Annotated in this window: 23 protein-coding genes and 3 tRNA genes; 7 read left to right on the forward strand and 19 right to left on the reverse strand. The window is 63.6% G+C overall.

The features are described 5' to 3' along the window. Positions 1-28: 28 nt before the first annotated feature. Complete coding sequence (gene arfB / locus ACPS74_RS02125) at positions 29-454, forward strand: alternative ribosome rescue aminoacyl-tRNA hydrolase ArfB (protein ID WP_029649022.1); 426 nt, start codon at positions 29-31, stop codon at positions 452-454. A gap of 189 nt (positions 455-643) precedes the next feature. Continuing rightward, entirely contained in the window at positions 644-1153 is a 510-nt protein-coding gene (locus tag ACPS74_RS02130; RefSeq protein WP_029649023.1) for a CinA family protein, read from the forward strand. Here the strand turns inward: ACPS74_RS02130 and ACPS74_RS02135 are convergent. Continuing rightward, on the reverse strand, positions 1138-1608 hold the full coding sequence (locus ACPS74_RS02135) for a type II toxin-antitoxin system RatA family toxin (RefSeq protein WP_029649024.1): 471 nt from the start codon (positions 1606-1608) through the stop codon (positions 1138-1140). The genes ACPS74_RS02130 and ACPS74_RS02135 overlap by 16 nt on opposite strands. Before the next feature lie 130 nt (positions 1609-1738). On the opposite strand from ACPS74_RS02135, the gene ACPS74_RS02140 reads away from it, so the two are divergent. Further along, complete coding sequence (locus ACPS74_RS02140) at positions 1739-2233, forward strand: hypothetical protein (RefSeq protein WP_029649025.1); 495 nt, start codon at positions 1739-1741, stop codon at positions 2231-2233. Positions 2234-2455: 222 nt separating this feature from the next. Here the strand turns inward: ACPS74_RS02140 and lipA are convergent, their stop codons facing one another. The 5 genes from lipA to ACPS74_RS02165 all read right to left on the reverse strand — a co-directional run bounded on the left by lipA (position 2456) and on the right by ACPS74_RS02165 (position 8446). Continuing rightward, complete coding sequence (gene lipA / locus ACPS74_RS02145; RefSeq protein ID WP_029649026.1) at positions 2456-3436, reverse strand: lipoyl synthase; 981 nt, start codon at positions 3434-3436, stop codon at positions 2456-2458. Between the two features lie 36 nt (positions 3437-3472). Next, complete coding sequence (locus tag ACPS74_RS02150; RefSeq protein WP_029649027.1) at positions 3473-3805, reverse strand: hypothetical protein; 333 nt, start codon at positions 3803-3805, stop codon at positions 3473-3475. Between the two features lie 198 nt (positions 3806-4003). After that, positions 4004-7465: a DNA polymerase III subunit alpha gene (gene dnaE, locus ACPS74_RS02155; RefSeq protein WP_029649028.1), complete on the reverse strand. Its 3462-nt coding sequence runs from the start codon at positions 7463-7465 to the stop codon at positions 4004-4006. Between the two features lie 148 nt (positions 7466-7613). Next, positions 7614-7946: a hypothetical protein gene (locus ACPS74_RS02160; protein ID WP_029649029.1), complete on the reverse strand. Its 333-nt coding sequence runs from the start codon at positions 7944-7946 to the stop codon at positions 7614-7616. Positions 7947-8107: 161 nt separating this feature from the next. Then, a complete protein-coding gene (locus tag ACPS74_RS02165; RefSeq protein WP_026222954.1) occupies positions 8108-8446 on the reverse strand; it encodes a phasin family protein in 339 nt (112 codons plus the stop codon). Positions 8447-8682: 236 nt separating this feature from the next. On the opposite strand from ACPS74_RS02165, the gene ACPS74_RS02170 reads away from it, so the two are divergent. Further along, entirely contained in the window at positions 8683-10353 is a 1671-nt protein-coding gene (locus tag ACPS74_RS02170) for a serine hydrolase (protein ID WP_029649030.1), read from the forward strand. A 44-nt stretch (positions 10354-10397) separates the two neighbouring features. Here the strand turns inward: ACPS74_RS02170 and ACPS74_RS02175 are convergent, their stop codons facing one another. Together ACPS74_RS02175 and ACPS74_RS02180 are read right to left on the reverse strand one after the other, a co-directional pair. Continuing rightward, positions 10398-11123, reverse strand: a complete 726-nt coding sequence (locus tag ACPS74_RS02175; protein ID WP_029649031.1) for a DnaJ domain-containing protein — start codon at positions 11121-11123, stop codon at positions 10398-10400. Positions 11124-11133: 10 nt separating this feature from the next. Continuing rightward, positions 11134-11841: a hypothetical protein gene (locus ACPS74_RS02180; RefSeq protein WP_029649032.1), complete on the reverse strand. Its 708-nt coding sequence runs from the start codon at positions 11839-11841 to the stop codon at positions 11134-11136. A 119-nt stretch (positions 11842-11960) separates the two neighbouring features. Here ACPS74_RS02180 and ACPS74_RS02185 point away from each other — a divergent pair, with 119 nt between their 5' ends. Then, entirely contained in the window at positions 11961-12551 is a 591-nt protein-coding gene (locus tag ACPS74_RS02185; protein ID WP_029649033.1) for a DUF2478 domain-containing protein, read from the forward strand. Here the strand turns inward: ACPS74_RS02185 and ACPS74_RS02190 are convergent. Continuing rightward, the gene (locus ACPS74_RS02190; protein WP_029649034.1) at positions 12544-13575 is read right to left on the reverse strand and encodes an amino acid ABC transporter substrate-binding protein; all 1032 of its coding nucleotides are present in this window, start codon (positions 13573-13575) and stop codon (positions 12544-12546) included. The two genes, ACPS74_RS02185 and ACPS74_RS02190, sit on opposite strands and share 8 nt — an antisense overlap. Positions 13576-13650: 75 nt before the next feature. On the opposite strand from ACPS74_RS02190, the gene metC reads away from it, so the two are divergent. Further along, positions 13651-14835, forward strand: coding sequence for a cystathionine beta-lyase (metC, locus tag ACPS74_RS02195; protein WP_029649035.1), 1185 nt, complete (start codon positions 13651-13653; stop codon positions 14833-14835). 74 nt (positions 14836-14909) lie between these two features. Next, on the forward strand, positions 14910-15263 hold the full coding sequence (locus tag ACPS74_RS02200; RefSeq protein WP_029649036.1) for a hypothetical protein: 354 nt from the start codon (positions 14910-14912) through the stop codon (positions 15261-15263). Here ACPS74_RS02200 and ACPS74_RS02205 read toward each other — a convergent pair. From ACPS74_RS02205 to ACPS74_RS02250, 10 genes are all read right to left on the reverse strand, one after another. After that, complete coding sequence (locus tag ACPS74_RS02205) at positions 15250-15738, reverse strand: NUDIX hydrolase (protein WP_029649037.1); 489 nt, start codon at positions 15736-15738, stop codon at positions 15250-15252. The two genes, ACPS74_RS02200 and ACPS74_RS02205, sit on opposite strands and share 14 nt — an antisense overlap. Further along, positions 15735-16733, reverse strand: a complete 999-nt coding sequence (locus ACPS74_RS02210; RefSeq protein WP_029649038.1) for an inorganic phosphate transporter — start codon at positions 16731-16733, stop codon at positions 15735-15737. Before ACPS74_RS02210 ends, ACPS74_RS02205 begins: the two co-directional genes overlap by 4 nt. 9 nt (positions 16734-16742) lie before the next feature. Beyond that, entirely contained in the window at positions 16743-17387 is a 645-nt protein-coding gene (locus ACPS74_RS02215; protein WP_029649039.1) for a DUF47 domain-containing protein, read from the reverse strand. Positions 17388-17513: 126 nt separating this feature from the next. After that, complete coding sequence (locus ACPS74_RS02220; protein ID WP_029649040.1) at positions 17514-18236, reverse strand: DUF2865 domain-containing protein; 723 nt, start codon at positions 18234-18236, stop codon at positions 17514-17516. Between the two features lie 28 nt (positions 18237-18264). Next, positions 18265-18341: transfer RNA gene (locus tag ACPS74_RS02225), tRNA-Arg, on the reverse strand. Between the two features lie 81 nt (positions 18342-18422). Further along, positions 18423-18499 (reverse strand) — tRNA-Arg (locus tag ACPS74_RS02230). A gap of 9 nt (positions 18500-18508) precedes the next feature. Further along, positions 18509-18817 (reverse strand): ETC complex I subunit, encoded by a 309-nt coding sequence (locus tag ACPS74_RS02235; protein WP_026222953.1) that lies wholly within the window; start codon positions 18815-18817, stop codon positions 18509-18511. Between the two features lie 64 nt (positions 18818-18881). Continuing rightward, positions 18882-18958: transfer RNA gene (locus ACPS74_RS02240), tRNA-Pro, on the reverse strand. 83 nt (positions 18959-19041) lie between these two features. Further along, positions 19042-19503 carry a DUF192 domain-containing protein gene (locus tag ACPS74_RS02245; protein WP_029649041.1) on the reverse strand — a complete coding sequence of 154 codons (462 nt, stop codon included), beginning with the start codon at positions 19501-19503 and terminating at the stop codon, positions 19042-19044. A 40-nt stretch (positions 19504-19543) separates the two neighbouring features. Then, positions 19544-20155 carry a cold-shock protein gene (locus ACPS74_RS02250; RefSeq protein ID WP_029649042.1) on the reverse strand — a complete coding sequence of 204 codons (612 nt, stop codon included), beginning with the start codon at positions 20153-20155 and terminating at the stop codon, positions 19544-19546. Positions 20156-20310 lie beyond the last annotated feature (155 nt).

The following is a 20310-nucleotide window of genomic DNA, read 5'->3' on the forward strand; positions in this document are numbered from 1 at the left end:
AAGCAGCCTCACAGAGCCGAGGCCCGCCATGATCCGCGTGACCGATAGAATCGCGCTCCACGAATGGGAAATCGTGGAAGAGTTTGCGCGCGCGTCTGGGCCCGGCGGCCAGAATGTGCAGAAGGTCGAAACCGCGGTGCGGCTGCGCTTCGACATCCGCAATTCGCCCAGCCTCCCAGATGACGTGAAGGCGCGGCTCGCGCGACTCGCCGGCAGGCGTCTGACAAAGGACGGCGTCATCCTCATCGAAGCCCGCCGCCATCGCACGCAGGAACGCAACCGGGCTGATGCGCTCGATCGCCTCATCGACCTCATTCGCATTGCGGCGGCTCCGCCGCCCCCGCCCCGAAAGAAGACCCGGCCGACGCTCGGCTCGAAGCTGAGGCGGCTCGACGGCAAGAAGCAGCGCGGCGATGTGAAGGCGCTGCGCGGCAAGCCGACCCATGAGTTGTGATCCGGCTGATCCGTGTTGGGCCGTGTCATTCCCGGCAGGCCAAAGGCCTGACCGGGAATCCAGGGCCAATCCAAGAACGCTGGTTTTGCTCTGGATTCCCGATCGCGCGCGTTGCGCGCGTGGGAATAGCGCCTGAGCCGTTCAAAGGACTTTGTATGACATACGTAATGCGAATTTATGAGATACGTAATGAGTGAACATACGGCATACATAAAAGCTAACGCGCTTCTCGACAAAGCCCGCGCCAAAGCCCTGCGTCTTGCGAGCGCCGAATCCTGCACCGGCGGGCTCGTCGCCGCAGCGCTCACCGAAATTCCAGGCTCGTCCGATGTGTTCGACCGCGGCTTCGTCACCTACTCCAACGCCGCGAAATGCGACATGCTGGGCGTCGCGGACGCCTTGCTCAAAGCGCATGGCGCCGTCAGCGCCGAGGTCGCGCGCGCCATGGCGCTGGGCGCCATCGACCGTTCGCTGGCCGATGTCGCCGTCGCGGTGACGGGCGTCGCCGGACCCGGCGGCGGCTCGGCGGAAAAGCCTGTGGGGCTGGTTCATTTCGCCTGCGCCCGGCGCGACGGCGCCGTCAATCATGTCGAGCGGCGCTATGGGCCGCTGTCGCGCGCCGAGATTCGCGCCGCCTCCGTCATGCAAGCGCTGGACATGATGATTGACGCCGTCGACGCGGATCAGCGGCGGCCATAAACCGCATCGGCGCGCGTGGCGAAGGCGTCCGCATATTTGTGGAACGCGCGATCAAACATTGCGCCCATCACAAAGCCAAGCGCCGGACTCTTGAATTCATAGGCGATGAAGAACTCGACCATCGACCGCGGCGCGCCGCCGCTCGCCGCCGGCTCGTCGCGAAACGTCCAGCGATTGTCGAGTTTTCGAAACGGTCCCTCGGCGCATTCGACCCGGATGTCCAGTTTGTTGGAGTCGCAGCAGACGCGGCTCACATAGCGCTCGCAGATCGCTTTGAAGCCGACCTGCATCTCGATCAGCGACACCTCGACCCCAGGCGAGATCTCCGACCGTCGGCGGATGCGAACGGCCTCGCAGAGGGGCACGAATTGCGGATAGGATTCAACGTCGCGCACCAGCGCGAACATTTCTCCTGCGCTGTGCGGCACGTAGCGACGGTTGCGGAAACTCTTCATGAGCCAAGCTTCTAGTTCATTGACGAGAGCGGCAAAAGTCGGCGCCGTCACGCGGCTGGAACAATTGCGTCGCATCGCAGTTCTATCGACGAGCTCTCGCTGGCTCCTGAGATATTCTACGGAGGAAACAATGGCGAATAAATCCGATTTCACGGCTGATGAATGGAAAAAACTGCTTGAATCGCCGCTGCTGGCCGGCTTCGCCGTAAGCGCTGGCGATCCGAGCGGCTTTATCGGCACCTTGCAGGAGGGTTTCGCGAGCGCCAAGGCTTTGGCCACGGCAAAATCCGATCCAAATGCGGACGCGCTGATCAAGGCGGTTGTCGAGGACCTTCTCACGCCGGACGGACGCGCCGCGGCCCGGGACGGCGTGAAGGGCGTGGTCGACGGGGCCAAGGTGGACCAGTTCAAAGATCGGGCGCTCGTCGAGTTGCGCCGCACCGCCTCCATTCTCGATGCGAAGGCGCCCAATGAGTCGAAGGCGTTCAAGGACTGGCTCAACCATATCGCCAACCTGGTGGCGGAAGCGGGCGTCGAGGGCGGTTTTCTGGGCTTTGGCGGAGTGAAGGTCACCGACGCCGAACGCGCGACGCTGGCGGAAATCTCCACCGCGCTTAGCGCTTAATCTACCTCCGCTTTTCGGGGGAAATTTGCAAAATCGGGGAGGAGAGCCCCCTCCCTGTCCCTCCCCCGCTGCGCGGGAGAGGGGACGCCAATGAGCCGCATTTCGGAAAGCTCGATGAAGCGCCGAGTCTAACTCCCTCTCCCGCGACGCGGGGGAGGGTTGGGGTGGGGGCTAAGCCGCGCCCACATGTTAATTCCGCATGTCCGCGTCCACCCGGCACGTTTACCGTTCCGCGCGCCGCTGTTCGCGCGCCGCGCGCAGCTTGGCGAAATCATCGCCGGCATGATGCGACGATCGGGTGAGCGGCGAGGCGGCGACGTAGAGAAAGCCCTTGGCGTAGGCGAGCGTCTTATAGGAGTCGAACTCCTCCGGCGTCACGAAGCGCTCGATCGCGTGGTGCTTGCGCGTCGGCTGCAGATATTGGCCGATGGTGATGAAATCGATGTCCGCCGAGCGCATGTCGTCCATCACCTGCATCACTTCGAGACGGCTCTCGCCAAGCCCGACCATGATTCCCGACTTGGTGAAAAGCGAGGGGTTCAGCTCCTTGGCGCGCTGAAGCAATAGCAGCGAGTGGAAATAACGCGCGCCCGGCCGCACGGTGACATAGAGCGACGGCACGGTCTCGAGATTGTGATTGAAGACGTCCGGGCCGGCCGCCACCACGCGCTCCAGCGCGCCAGGCTTCCTGAGGAAGTCCGGCGTGAGCACCTCGATCGTCGTTTCGGGACAGGCCGACCGGATGGCGGCGATGGTCTCGGCGAAATGACCGGCGCCGCCGTCATCGAGATCGTCGCGATCGACGGACGTCACGACGACATGCGACAGGCCGAGCGCCCGCGTGGCTTCCCCGACCCTGCCCGGCTCGGTCGGATCGAGCCGCGTCGGCAGGCCGGTTGCGACATTGCAGAACGCGCAGGCGCGCGTGCAGATCTCGCCCATGATCATGAAGGTGGCGTGCTTTTTCTCCCAGCATTCGCCGATGTTGGGACAGGACGCTTCCTGGCACACGGTCGTGAGCCCGGCGTCCTTTAAGAGGCCGCTGGTTTCCGCCCAGGCCTTCGAACCCGGCGCCTTGACGCGAATCCACGGCGGCTTGCGCAGCAAGGGCGCATCAGGCCGGCCCGCCTTTTCAGGATGGCGAAGAGGCGCCTCCCCCCGTTTCTTTCGGGGGTCGTCGTTCAAGAGATCAAGCACGGTCAAGGGCGGAGAGTCTCCTCTCTCACCAAGCTAGGCATATCAATGGCGGACGGCAATGTCCTCGGGAGATCTATCGGCGTGAGGCAGCAGCGCCTGGCATCCGATGCAGAACAGCGCCGCGCCGATCACGCCGGCGATCAAGACGGCGTCTGCGCAGCGCTGGCCCACGCCGGCCCGAACCGCGAGTTCGGCCGCCACCCATGCGCCCGTGACCGCCGAGAGCAGCAAAGCCCCTGCTCGCACGTCTGCGTGCAGAACATGTGAGAGCTTTGTCGTACCCCAGCCGACAAGGCCGGCAATGAGCAGAAGAGCGAGGAACTGCGCGTTGGGCGCGCCAACGATCGCGGCTGCGGCTGAGAGCGACGCGTCCATGAGTGCCTCCCGGCGGGTAAGGAAAGGTTGCAGCTGGAGCTGACGCCCCATCAACGATTTAGACGAGGCTTTGTTCCCAGCTTTCCTAGGAAACCGCGCGCCGCGCGGTGCGCCCCTGCGCCGATCGTAAAAATATATAAATACATTATAAATCAAATAGTTTAAACTTAAACTTATAGTTTAAGTTTAACAATCTCCCTACAGATATTCGACCTCCAGAACGCCCGGTATGGCGCGCAGCGCGCCAGCGACGTCCGGCGTGATCGGATAGCTTCCGGGGAGTCGGATTTCGATTTCCTCCTGTCCGGCATCGCGCTTCAGAAGAATCGACACCTCGCCGTCGCCGCGGCCGGCGAGCCGCGTCTTGATTCCGTCGAGCGGCCCCTCGTCGCCGACGACGACGCGCAGGCCCTTTTGCGCGCGCGCCGCCGCCGCGGCCAAAGGCTCGACAGTGACGATGCGCGCCCGAACGTCCTCGCCCTCGACCGCCGCGGAGAGGGTCACGAGCACCGCCGCGCCCTTCTCCAGAAGGTCGCGATATTGCGTCAGTCCCTCCTGGAAGAGAATCGCCTCATATTGTCCGCTGACGTCCGAGAGCTGCAAGATGCCCATCTTGGACCCGGACTTGGTGCGCCTCTCGGTCCTGTCGAGAACCACGGCCGCGAGCCGGCCAGCGGTGGCTCCCCGCTTGACCGAGGCGGCGAATTCGCTCCAGCGCGACACGCGGATTTTCGGCAAGAGGCCGGCGTAAGCGTCGAGCGGATGGCCGGAGAGGAAAAAGCCGGCGGCTTCATATTCGCGTCGCAACGTCTCGGCCGCTGGCCAGGGCGGCGTCTTTGGAACCGCGAGGTCCGCAGGCTCGGCTTCGCCAAAGAGCGCATTTTGTCCGGCCTTGCGGTCTTCGGCATGCCTGTTCGCGGCCGCGAGCATCGGCTCGATCGCCGCGAAAGCCTTGGCGCGATTGGGCTCGATCTCGTCGAAGGCGCCGCAGGCGGCGAGGCTCTCCAGCGTCTTCTTGTTCACTTCGCGCGGGTTCAGCCGTCTCGCGACGTCGGCGAGACTCGCAAATCGGCGCTCCGCCCGCGAACGCACAAGCGACTCGGCCTGCGCTTCGCCGACCCCCTTGAGCGCCGAAAATGCATAGCGGATCGCGAGCCTGCCTTCAGCGCCCGGCGCGACGTCGAAGTCGACGCCCGACTCATTGATCGACGGCGGTTCGACCGCGATGCCCATGCGCCGCGCTTCGTCGCGAAACTCGGCGAGCTTGTCGGTCTGGCTCTTGTCGAAGGTCATCGAGGCGGCCAGGAATTCCGCCGGATAATGCGTCTTGAACCAGGCGGTCTGATAGGCGATCAGCGCATAGGCCGCCGCATGGCTCTTGTTGAAGCCGTAATCGGCGAATTTCGCCAGCAAATCGAAGATTTCGTTGGCCTTCTGTTTGCTGAGCCCCCGCTCCATCGCGCCGCTGACGAAACGGTCGCGCTGGGCGTCCATCTCGGACTTGATCTTCTTGCCCATGGCGCGCCGCAGATTGTCGGCCTCGCCGAGCGAATAGCCGGAGAGGAGCTGAGCGATCTGCATCACCTGCTCCTGGTAGATGATGACGCCGAAGGTCTCCTTCAGAATGGGCTCGATCGCCGGGTGAATATAGTCGGCCTCTTCGTCGCCGAGCTTGACCGCGCAATAGGTTGGGATATTCGCCATAGGTCCGGGGCGATACAGCGCCACCAGCGCAATGATGTCCTCAAACCGATCGGCGTGCATTTCGACCAGCGCCTTGCGCATGCCGGCGCTTTCCAGCTGGAATATCCCGACCGTCTCGCCGCGGCCGAGCAGCGCATAAGTCGCCGGATCATCGAGCGGAACCTTGGCGAGATCGAAATGGGGATCTCGGCGACGCGCCAGGCGGCTTGCCGTCGCCAGCACGGTGAGCGTCTTCAGACCGAGAAAGTCGAATTTGATCAATCCCGCTGGCTCGACCCACTTCATATTGAACTGGGTCGCCGGCATGTCGGACTTGGGGTCGCGGTAAAGCGGCGTCACCTCGTGCAGCGGCCGGTCGCCGATGACGACGCCGGCGGCGTGGGTGGAGGCGTTGGAATAAAGCCCCTCTAGCAAACCGGCGATTTTAAAGAGCCGCTTGACGCGCTCGTCCTCCTCCACGGCTTCGCGCAACTTCTGCTCGCTCGCCAGCGCTTCGGCGAGCGTGACCGGCTTCGCGGGATTCTGCGGCACCAGCTTGGCGAGCTTGTCGACCTGTCCGAGCGGCATTTCGAGAACGCGGCCGACGCTGCGCAAAACGCCGCGCGCCAGGAAGGAGCCGAAGGTGATGATCTGCGCGACTCGGTCGGCGCCATAGCGGCGTCTGACATAGTCGATCACCTCGCCGCGCCGCGTCTGGCAGAAGTCGATGTCGAAATCCGGCATCGAATTGCGCTCAGGGTTCAGGAAGCGTTCGAAGAAGAGTCCGAAGCGAACCGGATCGAGGTCCGTGATGGTCAGCGCATAGGCGACGAGCGAGCCCGCGCCGGAGCCGCGCCCCGGTCCGACCGGAATTCCCTGAGATTTGGCGAATTTGATGAAGTCGGAGACGATGAGGAAGTACCCCGGGAAGCGCATCTTCTCGATGACGGAAAGTTCGAAATCGAGTCGCGCGGCGTATTCTTCCCGCGTTCGGCCTTCCGCGGGCCCATGCGCGGCGAGGCGCTGATCCAGCCCTTCGATCGCTTCGCGACGTAGCTCCTGCGCCTCGATCTCGTCGAGAGACTGCGCATCGCGCGCCTCCTGCACGAAGCGCGGCATGATCGGCTTGCGCGTCTGCGGCCGGAAGCTGACTCGACGGGCGATCTCCAGCGTGTTGGCGGTCGCCTCTGGGAGATCGGCGAACAGCGCGCGCATTTGGGCGCGAGTCTTGAAGTAGTGCTCGGGCGAGACCCGCCTGCGATCGTCGACGCTCGTCACCGCGCCTTCGGCGATGCAGAGCAGCGCATCATGCGCTTCGAAATCACTGGGCTGAGCGAAATAGGGCTCATTGGTGGCAACGAGCGGCACGCCGCGACGATAGGCAAGGTCCAGCAGCTGCGGCTCGACGTCGCGTTCAGAACGCAAATTGTGGCGCTGGACCTCGATATACAGCCTGTCGCCGTAGAGACGCTGGAGCGTCGCCAGGCGCGCGCCCGCCTGCTCCGGCCTGCCCTGCGCCAGGGCGCGGTCCAAGGCGCCGTCGGGTCCGCCCGTCAGCGCGATCAACTCCTCGGCGTCGGTGGCGAGCGCGTCCAGCGTCAGATGCGGCTCGTCGCCCTGCTCGACTTCGAGAAAGGCGCGCGAGGCGAGGCGCATCAAATTGCGATAGCCCGCCTCGGTCTTGGCCAGCAGCACGATATTGGCGAAACGGTCGTCTCGCGCCGAGACTGCTCCGCCCTTGCCGTCGGCGAAATCGATCCGGAGCTGTGCGCCTGCGATCGGTTGGAGGCCAGCCTTGGCCGCCTTCTCGGAAAATTCGAGGGCCGCGAAGAGATTATTGGTGTCGGTGACAGCCAGCGCGGGCTGGAGGTCGCGCACCGCAAGATCGATCAGCTTGCCGAGCGAAAGCGCGCCCTCGCGCAGCGAATAGGCGGTGTGGAGGTGAAGATGCACAAAGCCGACTTCGGCGGCAGGCATGGTCGCAGGCCTTGGGGAACGCGGGGCGGATCGGGTCAAAGTCTACAGTTTGGCCCCCCGTCCCGGAACTCCTCGCGCGCCGCCGTCCCCAGATAGCGTGAAAAGCTGCGCCCGCCCCGACGGTTTCAGGTCTGGGGCGGAAAGCAGTCTATCGCTGCAAAACCGCGAAGCGGTGAACGTTCACGCCATATTCGGTAAGGAGCCGGTGCATCGCGGGAGAGAGGCGAACCACACGAGACGCGCTCAGATCAGAGCTGCAGTCGTTCTTGAGGCCGACATATTTTGCGTGGAGGGCGTTCGCCTCGCCTTCGCCGACGGTTGAACGGACCTGCTCAAGTACGGCGCTCACTTCCGGGCCGCTATACTGCTGGACCAGGGAACAGCCGATGCGCACATCCTGCGCAGTCGCGGGCATTGCAGCGCTCAGAAGAAACGCGCCAAACAGGGCGACGGCGGCGAGGGCCGGCTTTCCATGACTCATGCGGTGCTCCTTGGCTAAAGACGGCCGTTCGAACTTTGCCTGACCACAGGTCTCGGCGTAGCAGCACGAACGGCGCTCGGTCTAAAGCCCGGCGGAGGCGATACGCCTCCCCGGGGCTCATGTGTCCTAGCCGCGTTTTGGACGAACGTGTTTAGCGCCTCTTACTCTGCAGGGCTATAGACTTTCGCCGCAGACTCGATCGGCTTGAACGCTTCCTTGGCGAGCGAGGTGTAGAGCTCTCCGAGCTTGGTCGCTTCGGCCATGAAATCCTCGTAGGCGCTCTTGGCGAAATCGGACTGAAGCTGAAGCGCTTCGTCGATCTTCTTGACCGCGATCAGCTTTTCTGCCAGGACGCGGCTCTTTTCGAAGGATTTCTTGGAATAATCGGTGGTTTCGGCGGCGATGCTCTGCCAGCCCTTGGTCACCGCGGCCGCAGCGGCGGACACGGCTTCAAACTGCTCTTTGCCGAGCTTCTGAACGCTGTCGAAATTAGCTGCCATGGGTTCGTCCTCATGATTTTGGCGCAAAGGCGCCCTATGCGGCGCTATGCGCCCGCTCACGACTTATTTATATGCAATGCACAAAATAAAGTCAATAAAAATGTTGCGGCGCAATAAACGTTGCGCGAGGCTAGCGCTTAACCCGCGGGTAACTGCAAGCCCTTAATCTGCCAAATCGTCACTTTTGGCGCGGCTGGGCGGTTGCGCGAACAACAGTGAAGTCAAGGGGCGCGTTAATGCTGAGATCGAGTTTGTCGGACCGCCTGCCGCGGCCCCGCTCCCTCGCGGCAAGCTTTGCCACGATCACGGTCCTCGTCACAATGTCGGCGATCCACGCGGAGGCGCGCGGCAGACATCATTTTCACCATCGTAGCGCTTCTGACGACCGCAATTCGGCCGTTCGGGCGCGCGCCAACGCCAATAGCGACGCTGTCATCGGCGAGCATCGCGGCTTTTCGGCCATTGTCGTCGACGCAAACAGCGGCCGTGCGCTCTATTCCCGCTCCGAGCACGAGTTGCGCCATCCCGCCTCGGTCACAAAGGTGATGACGCTCTATCTTCTGTTCGAGCAGCTCGAACAAGGGCGACTGCGCCTCGACTCGCCTCTGATGATTTCGCAACACGCGGCGGCGCAGGCGCCGTCCAAGCTGGGTCTGCGTCCTGGACAGACGATCAGCGTCGACAATGCGATCAAGGCGGTCGTCACCAAATCGGCCAACGACATCGCCTGCGCGATCGCCGAGAACGTCGCGGGCGACGAACATAGTTTCGCGCAGATGATGACGCGCAAAGCCCATGCGCTCGGGATGCGCAACACCAATTATGAGAACGCGTCGGGACTTCCAGATCCGAATCAGGTCACGACGGCCTATGATCTCGCACTGCTCGGACGTGCCATCCAGGAGCGCTTTCCGCGCTACTATCGCTATTTCTCGACGCCGAGCTTCGCCTACAACGGCGCGCTGCACCGAAATCACAATCATCTCCTCGGCCAGGTCGAGGGCATGGACGGCATCAAGACCGGCTATACGCGCGCGTCCGGCTTCAATCTTCTGACCTCCGTGCGCCGTCGCGGGCATCACATCGTCGCGGTGGTGATGGGCGGCAAGACCGCCTACGGGCGGGATCGCATCATGGCGGGACTGATCGAGGAAAATATTGACGGCGGCTCTTCCGTTAGAACTGCGGCGGCGGTGAGCGAAGATCCGCGCGCCATTGAGGCGCAAGAGCGACTCGCTTCTGAGCGCGCGCAACGCGCCGAGCGCGCCGCGGAACGCGCCCAACAGATCGCCGCCGAACGCTTGGCTTATGCCGAGCCTCAGGAAAACTCGACTGTGGAGCCTGAACCGTTTGTCCGCCAGCTGAACGCTCCGGTTCCGGCGGCGGCCATTCCGCCGCAGGAGAGCGCCGAGCGGCCAGCGGTTCGTCCTGCTTTCGTTTCCGGCGGTCAGAAGCGAGCGAGCGACGACAGGGATGGGGAGCGCAAGGGCGCGTCTCCGGGCGCGAAAAGCCGCGCCGGCGCAACGCCAGTCGCCGCACGGGACGGGTCGACAACGAACGGCGCGCGTAAAATCGACATTACGCCCGTGTCGACGACGCCTTCCGCCATTCGCGGCAGCGGCGCAAAATCACAGGCCAAGGCGGACGCCGCGCGTCCTGGGCGCCCGGGCTGGATGATTCAGGTCGGCGCGACCGACGATCAGGATAAAGCCAACCAGTTGCTCGTGCGCGCTAGGAGCCAGCTGCAAGGCTTTCCTGCCACCGCCAAGGCCTTCACCGAGAAGGTGCAGAGGGGAAGCGAAACGCTCTATCGCGCGCGTTTCGCCGGACTCGAGGAAGACACCGCGCAGTCGGCGTGCAAGGCGCTCAAGCGCTCCGGCTTCTCCTGCTTCACGACAAAGAACTGATCATGTCCGCGACTTGGGACCACGACTATGGCGCGCGACGCGCGTCAGTGCTGGTGACGCCGCATCAGGACGTCCTTGGCCTCGTTTACCCTGGCCGCAAGATCCGTCGTTCCGCCAAGATCTGGATGAAGCTTCTTCATCAGATCACGATGGGCGCGCGCAATGTCCGCCGCCGCCGCGCCGCGCTTGAGGCCGAGGATTTCGTAAGCCTCGTCTTCCGAAATCGCGCCCGAACGACGCGCGCCGCCCTCGCCCGGACGAAAACCCCCCGAGTTTGCGTGCGTATCGCTTGCCGAACGCCAGCCGGAAAATCGGCGGTCCAGATAAGCCTCTAAGAGCCTGGCGCCGTCAGGATCGTCACGGCGGCACACGCCATAGAGTTCGAGGAGCGCAGGCCGCGCCAATGAATCAAGCTGCGCGCCTTCATGCTGTCCCGCCAGAACCACGCCTCTTATAGCGCCCGTGGAGTGGTCGAGCTCCATTTCGATCATCGCTGATCGAACCCGCGATACGCCGCCGGCGCCTGCCCCCGCTTTGCGAAAGCCGCTCAGCGCGCCCCCGCCGAGGCCCATGAGCCAAACGCCAAAGCCCACGAGCGCCATGCCAAGGTCGAGGCGTCCGCGCACCAAAAGCAAGGCGCCCAGCGCGAGAGCAAGGAAGCCGCCTCCGCGCTTGAAAATCACCGCCAATAGCGCCGGCGACGTCTTCGTATAGGCGTTCAGCGCCATGATCGTCAGGAGCAGGGCGATGAGTCCGATCAGAATGGGCATCCTTTTATCCTCAACCGATCTGAGACAGAAGCAGACGCGCTGCGCCCTCGCCTTCGTCGGCGCGCCGCTCCAATTCCCGTCTGCCCCCCACCGCATACGCGGCCGCGGCGGCGAGAAGATCCGCCAAACGCCGCGGAGCCGTGGCGTCAAACGCCGCATAGGCGCCGCCCGTCAGGCGCGCGATCTCGCGATAGGCCTGCTGTGCGGCTAAGTCCTGGCCCTCTTGGAACATGAAGGCTTTGACGCCGAGCAACCCGAGTTCGCCTGCCGTCGCCGCGAGGGCGTCGAGCCGCTCCTCCATGGCGTCGCCGATGTAAATAAGTGCGCCCACCCGTCCCGCACGCGATTCATCGAGCGCGTGACGCAGAACCTTGCCGATCTGCGTGCGGCCGCCGCGACAGACGATGCGGGACATCAGCGCGCCGAGCCCCTCGCCTCCCGAGACAAAGCGCGAGGCGCGGCATTCTCCGAAGCCGCGGAAGTAGACGAGTTGAACGTCCAGTCCGCCCTGCGCGGCGGTCGTGCGGAACATTTCGCCCTGAATCGACTGGGCCATGTCCCAGGTCGGCTGTCTGCTCATAGTGGCGTCCAGCGCGAAAATCAGGCGTCCGCGCGACGCGCTCGCCGCGACGTTCTTGGCCTTGTCCAGAAAGGCGTCTATCGGCCCCGATTGCGCAGAGCCTTGAGCTGCCGGCGGTTTAGGTGAATGTTCGCCCACTGCGGTTCACGTCGTTTTATCGGACGCTCTCTATCAAATCGGCCGCGCTCTCTGATAAACAAGAGGCTTGGCGCGCAACCTGAAACATAGGCTCTTTCAGCGCGCCCGGCGAGGATTCGATGTCGATCCCCAGCGAAGAATCTCATGCCTTGAGCGAGTCGCCGCTGTCGGCGGAGATCGGATGGACGCGCATCGCGGCCCTGCCCGCGGAAGATAGCGTTCGGGTTCAGTCCCTCATGCAAGCCTTCGCCGAAGAGCTGATGCGGGATGGCGTGCGAGTCGGCGGCGTGACGCAGACGCGCGTCGCCGAGCCCTCTGGCCGATCGGCGATCATGTTGCGCGACGTCGCCACCGGCGCATTTTATCCGATCTCGCAGGACCTCGGCCCCGGTTCGGTCGCCTGCAATCTCGATACGAGCGAACTGGCGCTCGCCTGCGCGGCGATCGAGCGCGCCGCGCGCGACGGCGCGCAACTGATCGTGGTCAGCAAGTTCTCCAAACAGGAGGCCTCGCGCGGCGGTCTCTGCGACGCCTTCCGAGCGTCGATGACCGCGCGCATTCCGGTAATCGCGGCGGTCTCTCCGCATTATCGCGACGAATGGCGCGCCTTCGCCGGGCCGCTGGCGGAAGACATCGCGCCCGAGCGCCAGGCGTTGGCGGATTGGTGGGCGAAGCTACGCGCGCCGTCGCCGGATCGAACGTCTATCTGACCGGCGGCGCATACATCAGGCCGCCCTTGTTCCACAAAGCATTCAGCCTGCGCTCCATGGCGTAGGGCGCCCCCTGCCCGAGATTGCGCTCAAAAACGTCGGCGTAATTGCCCACGTGTTTGACGATGCGGTAGGCCCAATCCTCGGAGAGGCCGAGATCGTCGCCATGGGCGCCGTCAACGCCGAGCAGCCGCCGTATCTGCGGATTTTCCGACGATAAAGCGGCGTCGGCGTTCGCCTTCGACACCTCCAACTCCTCCGCGTCGATCATCGCGAAAAGCGTCCAGCGGACGATGTTCAGCCACTGATCGTCGCCTTGGCGCACCAGCGGACCGCGCGGCGACTTCGACAGAAGGTCCGGCAGGACTACGTGATCGGCAGGCGCGCTCAGCCCGATTCGGACGCCGTGCAGCGTGGAGACGTCAGCCGTTAGCGCCTCGCATTTTGCTTCGTCATAAGCCTTGGCCGCGTCCTCGAAGCTCGGGAACAGCTTTGGATCATATTTCGCCTTGCGGGCCCGGAAAAAGTCGGCGACCGCGAGTTCGTAGGGCGTGCCCTGCTCAATGCAGATCGATGCGCCGTCCAGGTCCTGAACCGAAGCTGATTGGCGTTGCCGCCGGACCAAGAAGCCTTGTCCATCATGCAGGAATAGGGCGGCGTAGATCAGCTTATGGCTGGCGTCGCGGGCTTGGGTCCACGGCGACGCGCTGACGAGCAGATCGGCGGCGCCGGCCTGCAGTGCGCCAGCGCGCTCTTTCTGCGAGAGTTCAATGAATCGCGCCTTGGCCGGGTCGTCGAGGACGGCGCTCGCGACGGCCCGGCAGAAATCGACGTCGAAGCCGCGCCATTCGCCCGCGCCGTCGCGTTGAGCAAAGCCTGGCGCGTCGGTGACGCCGCAGGTCAAAAAGCCGCGCTTCATGATTTGCGCAAGCGTCGGACCGACGTCCGTTTGCGCCCCGGCGCTGAGGGCGAAAAGCGCTCCGGCGAAGGCCGCAAAGAAGGCGAAAGCTGTGCGGCGGATCATGGCGGGCTCGGCATCCGGCGGAGGATATACTACGGTCGCGCGGCGTTCACGCAAAAGCGAGTCGTCAGAGGCGGCATGTCCGAAGAAAAGAGAAAAGCAAAGCGCAAGTTAAAGCCCGCCACTCTGGTGACGCAAGCCGGCCGCACGCCATTCGATCATTTCGGCTTCGTCAATCCACCCATTTACCGCGGTTCGACGGTGCTCTTCCCGACGGTCGCCGCTCTCGAGGCGTTACGGCAGCCCTACACCTACGGCACCAAGGGAACGCCCACGACTCGCGCGCTCGAGCAGGGCTGGAGCGAGATCGCCGGCGCCGCTGATACGGTGTTGACGCCCTCCGGCCTTGCCGCGATCGGTCTGGCGCTGCTCACCGCCACGCGCGCGGGCGCGCACGCGCTCATCGTGGATTCCGCCTATCAGCCGACGAGGATCTTCTGCGACGGTCTCCTCGCGCGCTTCGGGGTCAAAGTCGACTATTATGATCCCTTGATCGGCGGCGGCATCGCCGCGATGATGAAGCCCGAAACGACCGCGGTGCTCGTCGAGTCGCCCGGTTCCCAGACCATGGAAGTTCAAGACATTCCTGCGATCGCCGCGGCCGCCCACGCCCATGGCGCCTGCGTGATCGCGGACAACACCTGGGCGACCCCTCTATTCTTCCCGCCGCATGAGCGCGGCTGCGATCTCGCCGTCGAAGCCGGCACTAAATATCTGGCTGGCCACGCAGATCTCCTCATGGGGCTCGTTTCCGCCAATTCTGAGTGGGCGAAGCGCCTGCGCGCCACCTTCAACGCCTTCAGCATGGGGTCCAGTCCCGACGACGCCGCGCTCGCCTTACGCGGGCTGCGCACCATGGCGCTACGGCTGCGCGAACAGGAGCGCGCCGCCCTCGACATCGCGCAGTGGCTGGAGGACCGACCGGAAATTTCGCGCGTGCTGCATCCCGCCCTCCCGACGCATCCCGGCCACGCGCTGTGGAAACGAGACTTTACCGGCGCCTCTGGCGTTTTTTCGGTTATCCTCAAAGAGACTTCAAAAAAGGCGGTCGCCGCTTTTGTCGACGGATTGGAATTGTTCGGTATCGGATACTCATGGGGCGGCTATGAAAGCCTTGTCCTGCCCTTCGACTGCTCTTCTTACAGGACGGCGACGCGCTGGACTCCGGAAGGACCGGCGCTGCGCTTCTCGATCGGACTGGAGGATGTCGCAGATCTGAAGTCGGATCTCGAGGCGGGGCTCGCTCGGCTCAACGGCTCGTGAAGGCGGCGCGCCGCAGCGCATTCCAGGTTTTCGCATACCTATCGTGAAAAGATGTGTTGAAGAGGAGAAGCAGTATGGTGGCCGTTTCCCGGGTTGCTGCCTATGTGGCCGTCTGCAGTTTTTTTATTGCGGGCGTCGCGCCGGCGCTGGCGGCCAGTGGTCAAGATTTTCCGAACGCCACATGCGCCTGCAAGTCGTGTGGCCAGAACAAGTCGGACGTCATCGGCAAATGCCCCGACGTCTGCAAGGATAAGACGGTCTACGACAAAGGCGACAAGGATGCTGCCCCAGCAGCAGCCAAGAGCCGTTCGAGTAGAAAAGACAAGACCGCCAAAGTCGCCGAACCTACTGGGTTTTGTAAGGCCGCCCGCATGAAGCTTCCGAAAGGCTGGATGCGCGCCGATCCTCCGCCGGTCAAGACGCGCTAGGCGCGCTAGACTTTGGCGGAGTCGACGCGTCGCAGAACGCCAGCATCAAGGCGCGCAATTCAGGCTCCTCCACGAGTCCGGCGGCGACGGCGCACTCGAACCATCGGGTGGCGCGCTGCTTCTTCTCGCGCCATTTCTTGCGCTGCCTTTGTACGCGCAGAGAAAACACCTCGACGCAGCAGTCGACGGTCGCGCCGCTGTCGAGGCGTTTTTCATAGCGGAAATCGCCGAGCTTGGCTTTGTCCGTCTTGCCGACGAGGCCGGCCTCCTGCACCGCCTCGATCGCCGCGACGATATGCGGTTTGCGGCCTTTCATCGGCCAGCCCTTCGGAATCACCCAGCGCTTTGTGTCGCGGGAGGTGACCAGCATGATCTCCAGGCGGCCATTGTTGATTCGCCAAGGTAAAGCCGCGTATTGCGTGCGAAGGACAGAACCTGCGCCGACGCGCTTCTTCTTCGCTTTGGGCGTTTTCATGCCGCGAACCTCGCAAGCATGTAGAAGGCCGCGGCGAAAAAGGCGGCCATCGGCATGGTGATGACCCATGCGACAACAATGTCCTTCGCGACATTCCAGCGGACCGCCGCCACGCGCCTCGACGCGCCCACGCCAATGATCGCGCCGGTGATCGTATGCGTCGTCGACACAGGAACGCCCAGCGCCGTCGCGAGAAACAGAGTGATCGCGCCGCCCGTCTCGGCGCAGAACCCTTGCACCGGCGTCAGGCGGGTGATCCTGGATCCCATTGTGCGCACGATCCGCCATCCGCCGAACAAGGTTCCAAGGCCCATCGCCGCCTGACAGGCGATGACAACCCAAAAGGGCACGTAGAACTCGCCGCCGAGCGCCCCGTGCGAATAGAGGAGCACCGCGATCACGCCCATGGTTTTCTGCGCGTCATTGCCGCCATGGCCAAGCGAATAAAGCGAGGCGGAGGCGAATTGCAGGATGCGAAACAGCGCATCGACGCCGCCTGGCGTCCGCCGTACGAAGACCCAGGACACGAGCAGGATCAGCGCGAGCGCCAGGACGAATCCGAGCGCCGGCGACAATACGATCGCTGCGCCGGTCTTGAGCAGCCCGTTCCAGACGATCGCGGACGCGCCGACTTTGGCCACGCCGGCGCCCACGAGACCGCCGACGAGGGCGTGTGAACTCGATGACGGAATGCCCAATCCCCATGTGATCAGATTCCAGACGATCGCCCCCATCAGCGCGCCGAACACGACGAAGTCATCCACGATCTCCGGCGAGACGATGCCAGAGCCCACAGTTTGCGCCACGTGAAGCCCAAAAAACAGGAAGGCGATGAAATTGAAGAAGGCGGCCCACGCCACTGCGAACTGCGGACGCAGAACGCGGGTTGAGACGATCGTCGCGATGGAATTGGCGGCGTCGTGCAGACCGTTCAGGAAATCGAAGATCAGAGCGACCGCGACGAGCCCAATCAGATAGAATGAAAAGTTCTGCAAGCGTCGTCCCTAAGTATGCTCGATGACGATGCCGGCGACGCGGTCGGCGACGTCCTCGAAGCCGTCGACGACTCTTTCAAGATGGCCGTAGATTTCCGCGCCGACGATAAACGCCATCGGGTCTTTGTGGCGGTGCGCCAGAAACAGCTCCTTCAGGCCCTGATCGTGGATGGCGTCGGCCTCGTCCTCAATGCGGGTGATCTCCTCGCTGAACGCGTTGAGCCTGCCGGCATTCTGGCGCATCAAGCGCAACAAAGGTATGGCGCAGCGCGTGAGCTCCGCCGATTGGACGATAATGTCGCCCATGCGACGCATGCCGGGCTCGAAATCTCGCGTCTCGTAGAGCAGCGTCGCCTTCGCCGTTTGGTGCATTTGGTCGATCGCGTCGTCCATCGCGGTGACCAGGTCACGGATGTCGCTGCGATCAAACGGGGTGATGAATGTGCGGCGAACCGCCAGATGGGCCTCGCGGACGATGGCGTCGGCCTCATTTTCCTGGCGGCGGATTTCTTGACTGCAGACGAGCACGCGGTCCCCCCCCTCCAGCAGGTCCCGCAAGGCGTGTGATCCGGCGACGAGCGTCTCCGCATGTCGCTCGAAAAGATCGAAGAAGCGCTCCTCTCTCGGCATGAGCGCCTGAAACCAAGACAGCATGGCGCTCTCGCCTCCCGCGAATCTGTCACAAAATCGTCACAAACGAGCTCGCGGCACATAGCCGGCGCGGCTTCGAGTGTAAAGCGCGAGACGCCGCGGCCGCGACGATTTTGGCGGGCGCTGCGTCTATTCAGCGCGACGGAATCCGTTCCGGGAGGCGTGCGCCTCTTCCCGCGCAAGGTCGCGCGACAGCACACCGCGTAGCCGCGCTCTGATCTGGCGCGAGGCGTGACTGACGCTCACCAGGCTTGAACGGCTGTAAATGAATGCGCCCTTCTCGCCAACAAGGATATCCCCAGTCTGCAATGTGGGATCCCGACGGGACAGCCCAAGGTAATAGTCGTGAGACGCCGCCGGATCGTTGCACGCGCATCCCGCCGTCAGCTTGTCGCGAAAGCTGAACGCCGCCGGAAGCGCCGAATAGCGTTGCCCTTTGGCGTTGTGCGCTTGCTCGATGCTTGCGCCCTCGTAGAGCTGCACCTGCGCTGACGGACAGGCGAGTTCGCAGGATTGCTGGCCGGAAATCCGCGATAATTTGACGAGGGGAAAATAATAGCCGTCGCAGGCGCGCACGCAGTAGCCGCCGCCGGACATCGAGTCCGTGTCGGCGGCGCCTACGGGTTCGGGTTTGGCGTAATGAACTGAAGTCTTCGGCGGGCGCCGCGGCAGCCGCGGGCGCGCACGCATGACCCGCCAGGAGCGGTGGGACGAGAACGCCGGAGGTTGATCGGGTCCGAACAGGAAATCTAAAAATTCGCCTTGAGCCAAAACGTCGAAGGGTGAGATGAACGCCAAGGCGAACGCCAGAGCGCCGGCGATCCCTGTCGCACCCGGGCGGTTGAGCCGCATTCGCCGTCCCCGTCTACTAAACTTCGACTGGCGACCCCGGCAGGATTCGAACCTGCGACCTACTGCTTCGAAGGCAGTTGCTCTATCCAGCTGAGCTACGGAGCCGTCGACGGCGCAGCTTTCGCCGCGGGACCGTATCAGTTCGGCCAACGCGGCGCCAGCAACGCCCGACAGGGTAGTCATATATGGCGACCCCGGCAGGATTCGAACCTGCGACCTACTGCTTAGAAGGCAGTTGCTCTATCCGGCTGAGCTACGGGGTCGAAACAGCCTCAGTGCGTCCAGAGACCGATGCGGCTGGTCTTGAAATTATCTGAATAGGATGCGCCGCGCCGGGCCGCCAGATTGGGCTTCGGCTCCTCGACCCGGTAGGCGAGGCCGCTGCGCTCCGCGTAGGCGATCGCCTCCTCCTTGGTGGAAAAATTGAGCCTGACCTGCTGGCGCATGTCGCCGGAGCTGGTCCAGCCCATGAGCGGCTCGATGCTGCGCGGAAGCTCCGGCTCGAAGTCAAGACGCCACATGTCCGACCCCGGACCGGATTGAGTGGCGCTCGGCGCCGGAAGATAAATGCGTGCGGTCATAGGGCCTCGTCGTTGGCTGCGCTCGTAGACGCGTCATGAGAGCGGCGCGCGGCGGTCGTCGCGCTGGTCGGGGCAGCAGGATTCGAACCTGCGACCTGAAGTACCCAAAACTTCCGCGCTACCAGGCTGCGCTATACCCCGCCGGACCAAGCCGCGCCTACGGCGGCTCTGCCCTCGCTCGAATTTCGCTACCACGCACGGCCGCCCCTCACAAGGGAATGCGACTATCGCTTGAACATGCGGTGCCGCACCTGGTCCCCGGGCGCGAGCGACATTTTCCGCGCGGCGCCGGCGTTCAGCTCCAGCACCGCATAGGCTGGCGCAGGCGAAGCGATGATTCGCTCCGACATGGGCTCCGTGTCGGCGGCTACGCCCACCACGCGCCCGTCACGCCCGATGAAAACCATGTCGAGCGGGATGTAAGTATTTCTCATCCACATCGAAACAGGCCCCTCGGCCTTGAATTCGAACAGCATGCCGTGATCGGCGGGCATCGATTTGCGGAACATGAGGCCGCGGGCGCGCGCCTTGGGCGTGTCGGCGACTTCGACTTTGAAATCATGCTCGCCCGTCGCCGTCACGATGCGCATGAATTCAACGGCGGGTTCGGCCCGCGCGACTGTCGAGGCGATCAGCGCCAGACAGAGCGACATGACAATTGTACGGAAGATTTGCGCAGTTCTCATTCGGGTGGGCTCCAAAGAGCCGTGCGCAGCATGGGTGTCTTCAGTGTGACGGGACGCTCTTGGCGTCGAGCGGCCGCACTTCGGCCGCCATCAGACCCTTGGGACCGTCGCCGTAACGCACGAGCACGCTATCGCCTGGCTTGAGTTCGGTCATGCCGTAGCGGCGCACCGTCTCCATGTGCAGAAAGATGTCTTCGGTGCCTTCGCCGCGCGTGAGGAAGCCGAATCCCTTCATGCGGTTGAACCATTTGACGATGGCGATCTCATAGCCGCTTGTCGGGACAACCTGAACATGGGTGCGCCCGGCGCAGGATTGTGACGGATGCACCGCAGTGGTTTCGTCCATCGCGATGACGCGAAAGACCTGCATGCCCTTGCCGCGCTTCTGCGCCTCGCAAACGACTCGCGCGCCTTCAAAGGCCGTTTGCAGACCGCCGCGGCGGAGAATGGTGACATGCAGGAGAATATCGTCGGAGCCGTCGTCGGGCACCACGAAACCATAGCCCTTGGCGACATCGAACCATTTAATCCGTCCCGCGACTTCGACCAATTCGAGACTGGCCTCATCGGATTCTGTCGCGCTTGCTGTCAAATCATCTTGAAAAGTCACTTTAGCGCTCACCGACCAACTCCCCGTGCTGATCCAGAGCATTCGACTGGCGCGCGCTGGCAATTATCCTGTAGCGCGAATCACCCCGCGTCGCTCATGAATCACTCTTAACAAGATAACACCCACGGCGCGCCATCCAACCGGCAAATTTGGTCCGCCAACGAATGTCTGTGGATACGCACGCCGCGCTGCGCGAA

It is taken from the genome of Methylocystis sp. SB2 (assembly GCF_049817085.1).
Taxonomy (GTDB): Bacteria; Pseudomonadota; Alphaproteobacteria; order Rhizobiales; family Beijerinckiaceae; genus Methylocystis; species Methylocystis rosea.

What these genes read in the sequence shown, in the direction of transcription:
- dnaE (WP_029649028.1), bottom strand. Translation starts at nt 7,465, where the DNA reads ATGCCTGCCGCCGAAGTCGGCTTTGTGCATCTTCACCTCCACACCGCC.
- arfB (WP_029649022.1), top strand. Translation starts at nt 29, where the DNA reads ATGATCCGCGTGACCGATAGAATCGCGCTCCACGAATGGGAAATCGTG.
- ACPS74_RS02175 (WP_029649031.1), bottom strand. Translation starts at nt 11,123, where the DNA reads ATGCCCATTCTGATCGGACTCATCGCCCTGCTCCTGACGATCATGGCG.
- ACPS74_RS02140 (WP_029649025.1), top strand. Translation starts at nt 1,739, where the DNA reads ATGGCGAATAAATCCGATTTCACGGCTGATGAATGGAAAAAACTGCTT.
- ACPS74_RS02245 (WP_029649041.1), bottom strand. Translation starts at nt 19,503, where the DNA reads ATGAGAACTGCGCAAATCTTCCGTACAATTGTCATGTCGCTCTGTCTG.
- metC (WP_029649035.1), top strand. Translation starts at nt 13,651, where the DNA reads ATGTCCGAAGAAAAGAGAAAAGCAAAGCGCAAGTTAAAGCCCGCCACT.
- ACPS74_RS02185 (WP_029649033.1), top strand. Translation starts at nt 11,961, where the DNA reads ATGTCGATCCCCAGCGAAGAATCTCATGCCTTGAGCGAGTCGCCGCTG.
- ACPS74_RS02215 (WP_029649039.1), bottom strand. Translation starts at nt 17,387, where the DNA reads ATGCTGTCTTGGTTTCAGGCGCTCATGCCGAGAGAGGAGCGCTTCTTC.
- ACPS74_RS02190 (WP_029649034.1), bottom strand. Translation starts at nt 13,575, where the DNA reads ATGATCCGCCGCACAGCTTTCGCCTTCTTTGCGGCCTTCGCCGGAGCG.
- ACPS74_RS02135 (WP_029649024.1), bottom strand. Translation starts at nt 1,608, where the DNA reads ATGAAGAGTTTCCGCAACCGTCGCTACGTGCCGCACAGCGCAGGAGAA.
- ACPS74_RS02150 (WP_029649027.1), bottom strand. Translation starts at nt 3,805, where the DNA reads ATGGACGCGTCGCTCTCAGCCGCAGCCGCGATCGTTGGCGCGCCCAAC.
- ACPS74_RS02250 (WP_029649042.1), bottom strand. Translation starts at nt 20,155, where the DNA reads ATGCTCTGGATCAGCACGGGGAGTTGGTCGGTGAGCGCTAAAGTGACT.
- ACPS74_RS02130 (WP_029649023.1), top strand. Translation starts at nt 644, where the DNA reads ATGAGTGAACATACGGCATACATAAAAGCTAACGCGCTTCTCGACAAA.
- ACPS74_RS02235 (WP_026222953.1), bottom strand. Translation starts at nt 18,817, where the DNA reads ATGACCGCACGCATTTATCTTCCGGCGCCGAGCGCCACTCAATCCGGT.
- ACPS74_RS02220 (WP_029649040.1), bottom strand. Translation starts at nt 18,236, where the DNA reads ATGCGGCTCAACCGCCCGGGTGCGACAGGGATCGCCGGCGCTCTGGCG.
- ACPS74_RS02205 (WP_029649037.1), bottom strand. Translation starts at nt 15,738, where the DNA reads ATGAAAACGCCCAAAGCGAAGAAGAAGCGCGTCGGCGCAGGTTCTGTC.
- ACPS74_RS02170 (WP_029649030.1), top strand. Translation starts at nt 8,683, where the DNA reads ATGCTGAGATCGAGTTTGTCGGACCGCCTGCCGCGGCCCCGCTCCCTC.
- ACPS74_RS02200 (WP_029649036.1), top strand. Translation starts at nt 14,910, where the DNA reads ATGGTGGCCGTTTCCCGGGTTGCTGCCTATGTGGCCGTCTGCAGTTTT.
- ACPS74_RS02165 (WP_026222954.1), bottom strand. Translation starts at nt 8,446, where the DNA reads ATGGCAGCTAATTTCGACAGCGTTCAGAAGCTCGGCAAAGAGCAGTTT.
- ACPS74_RS02160 (WP_029649029.1), bottom strand. Translation starts at nt 7,946, where the DNA reads ATGAGTCATGGAAAGCCGGCCCTCGCCGCCGTCGCCCTGTTTGGCGCG.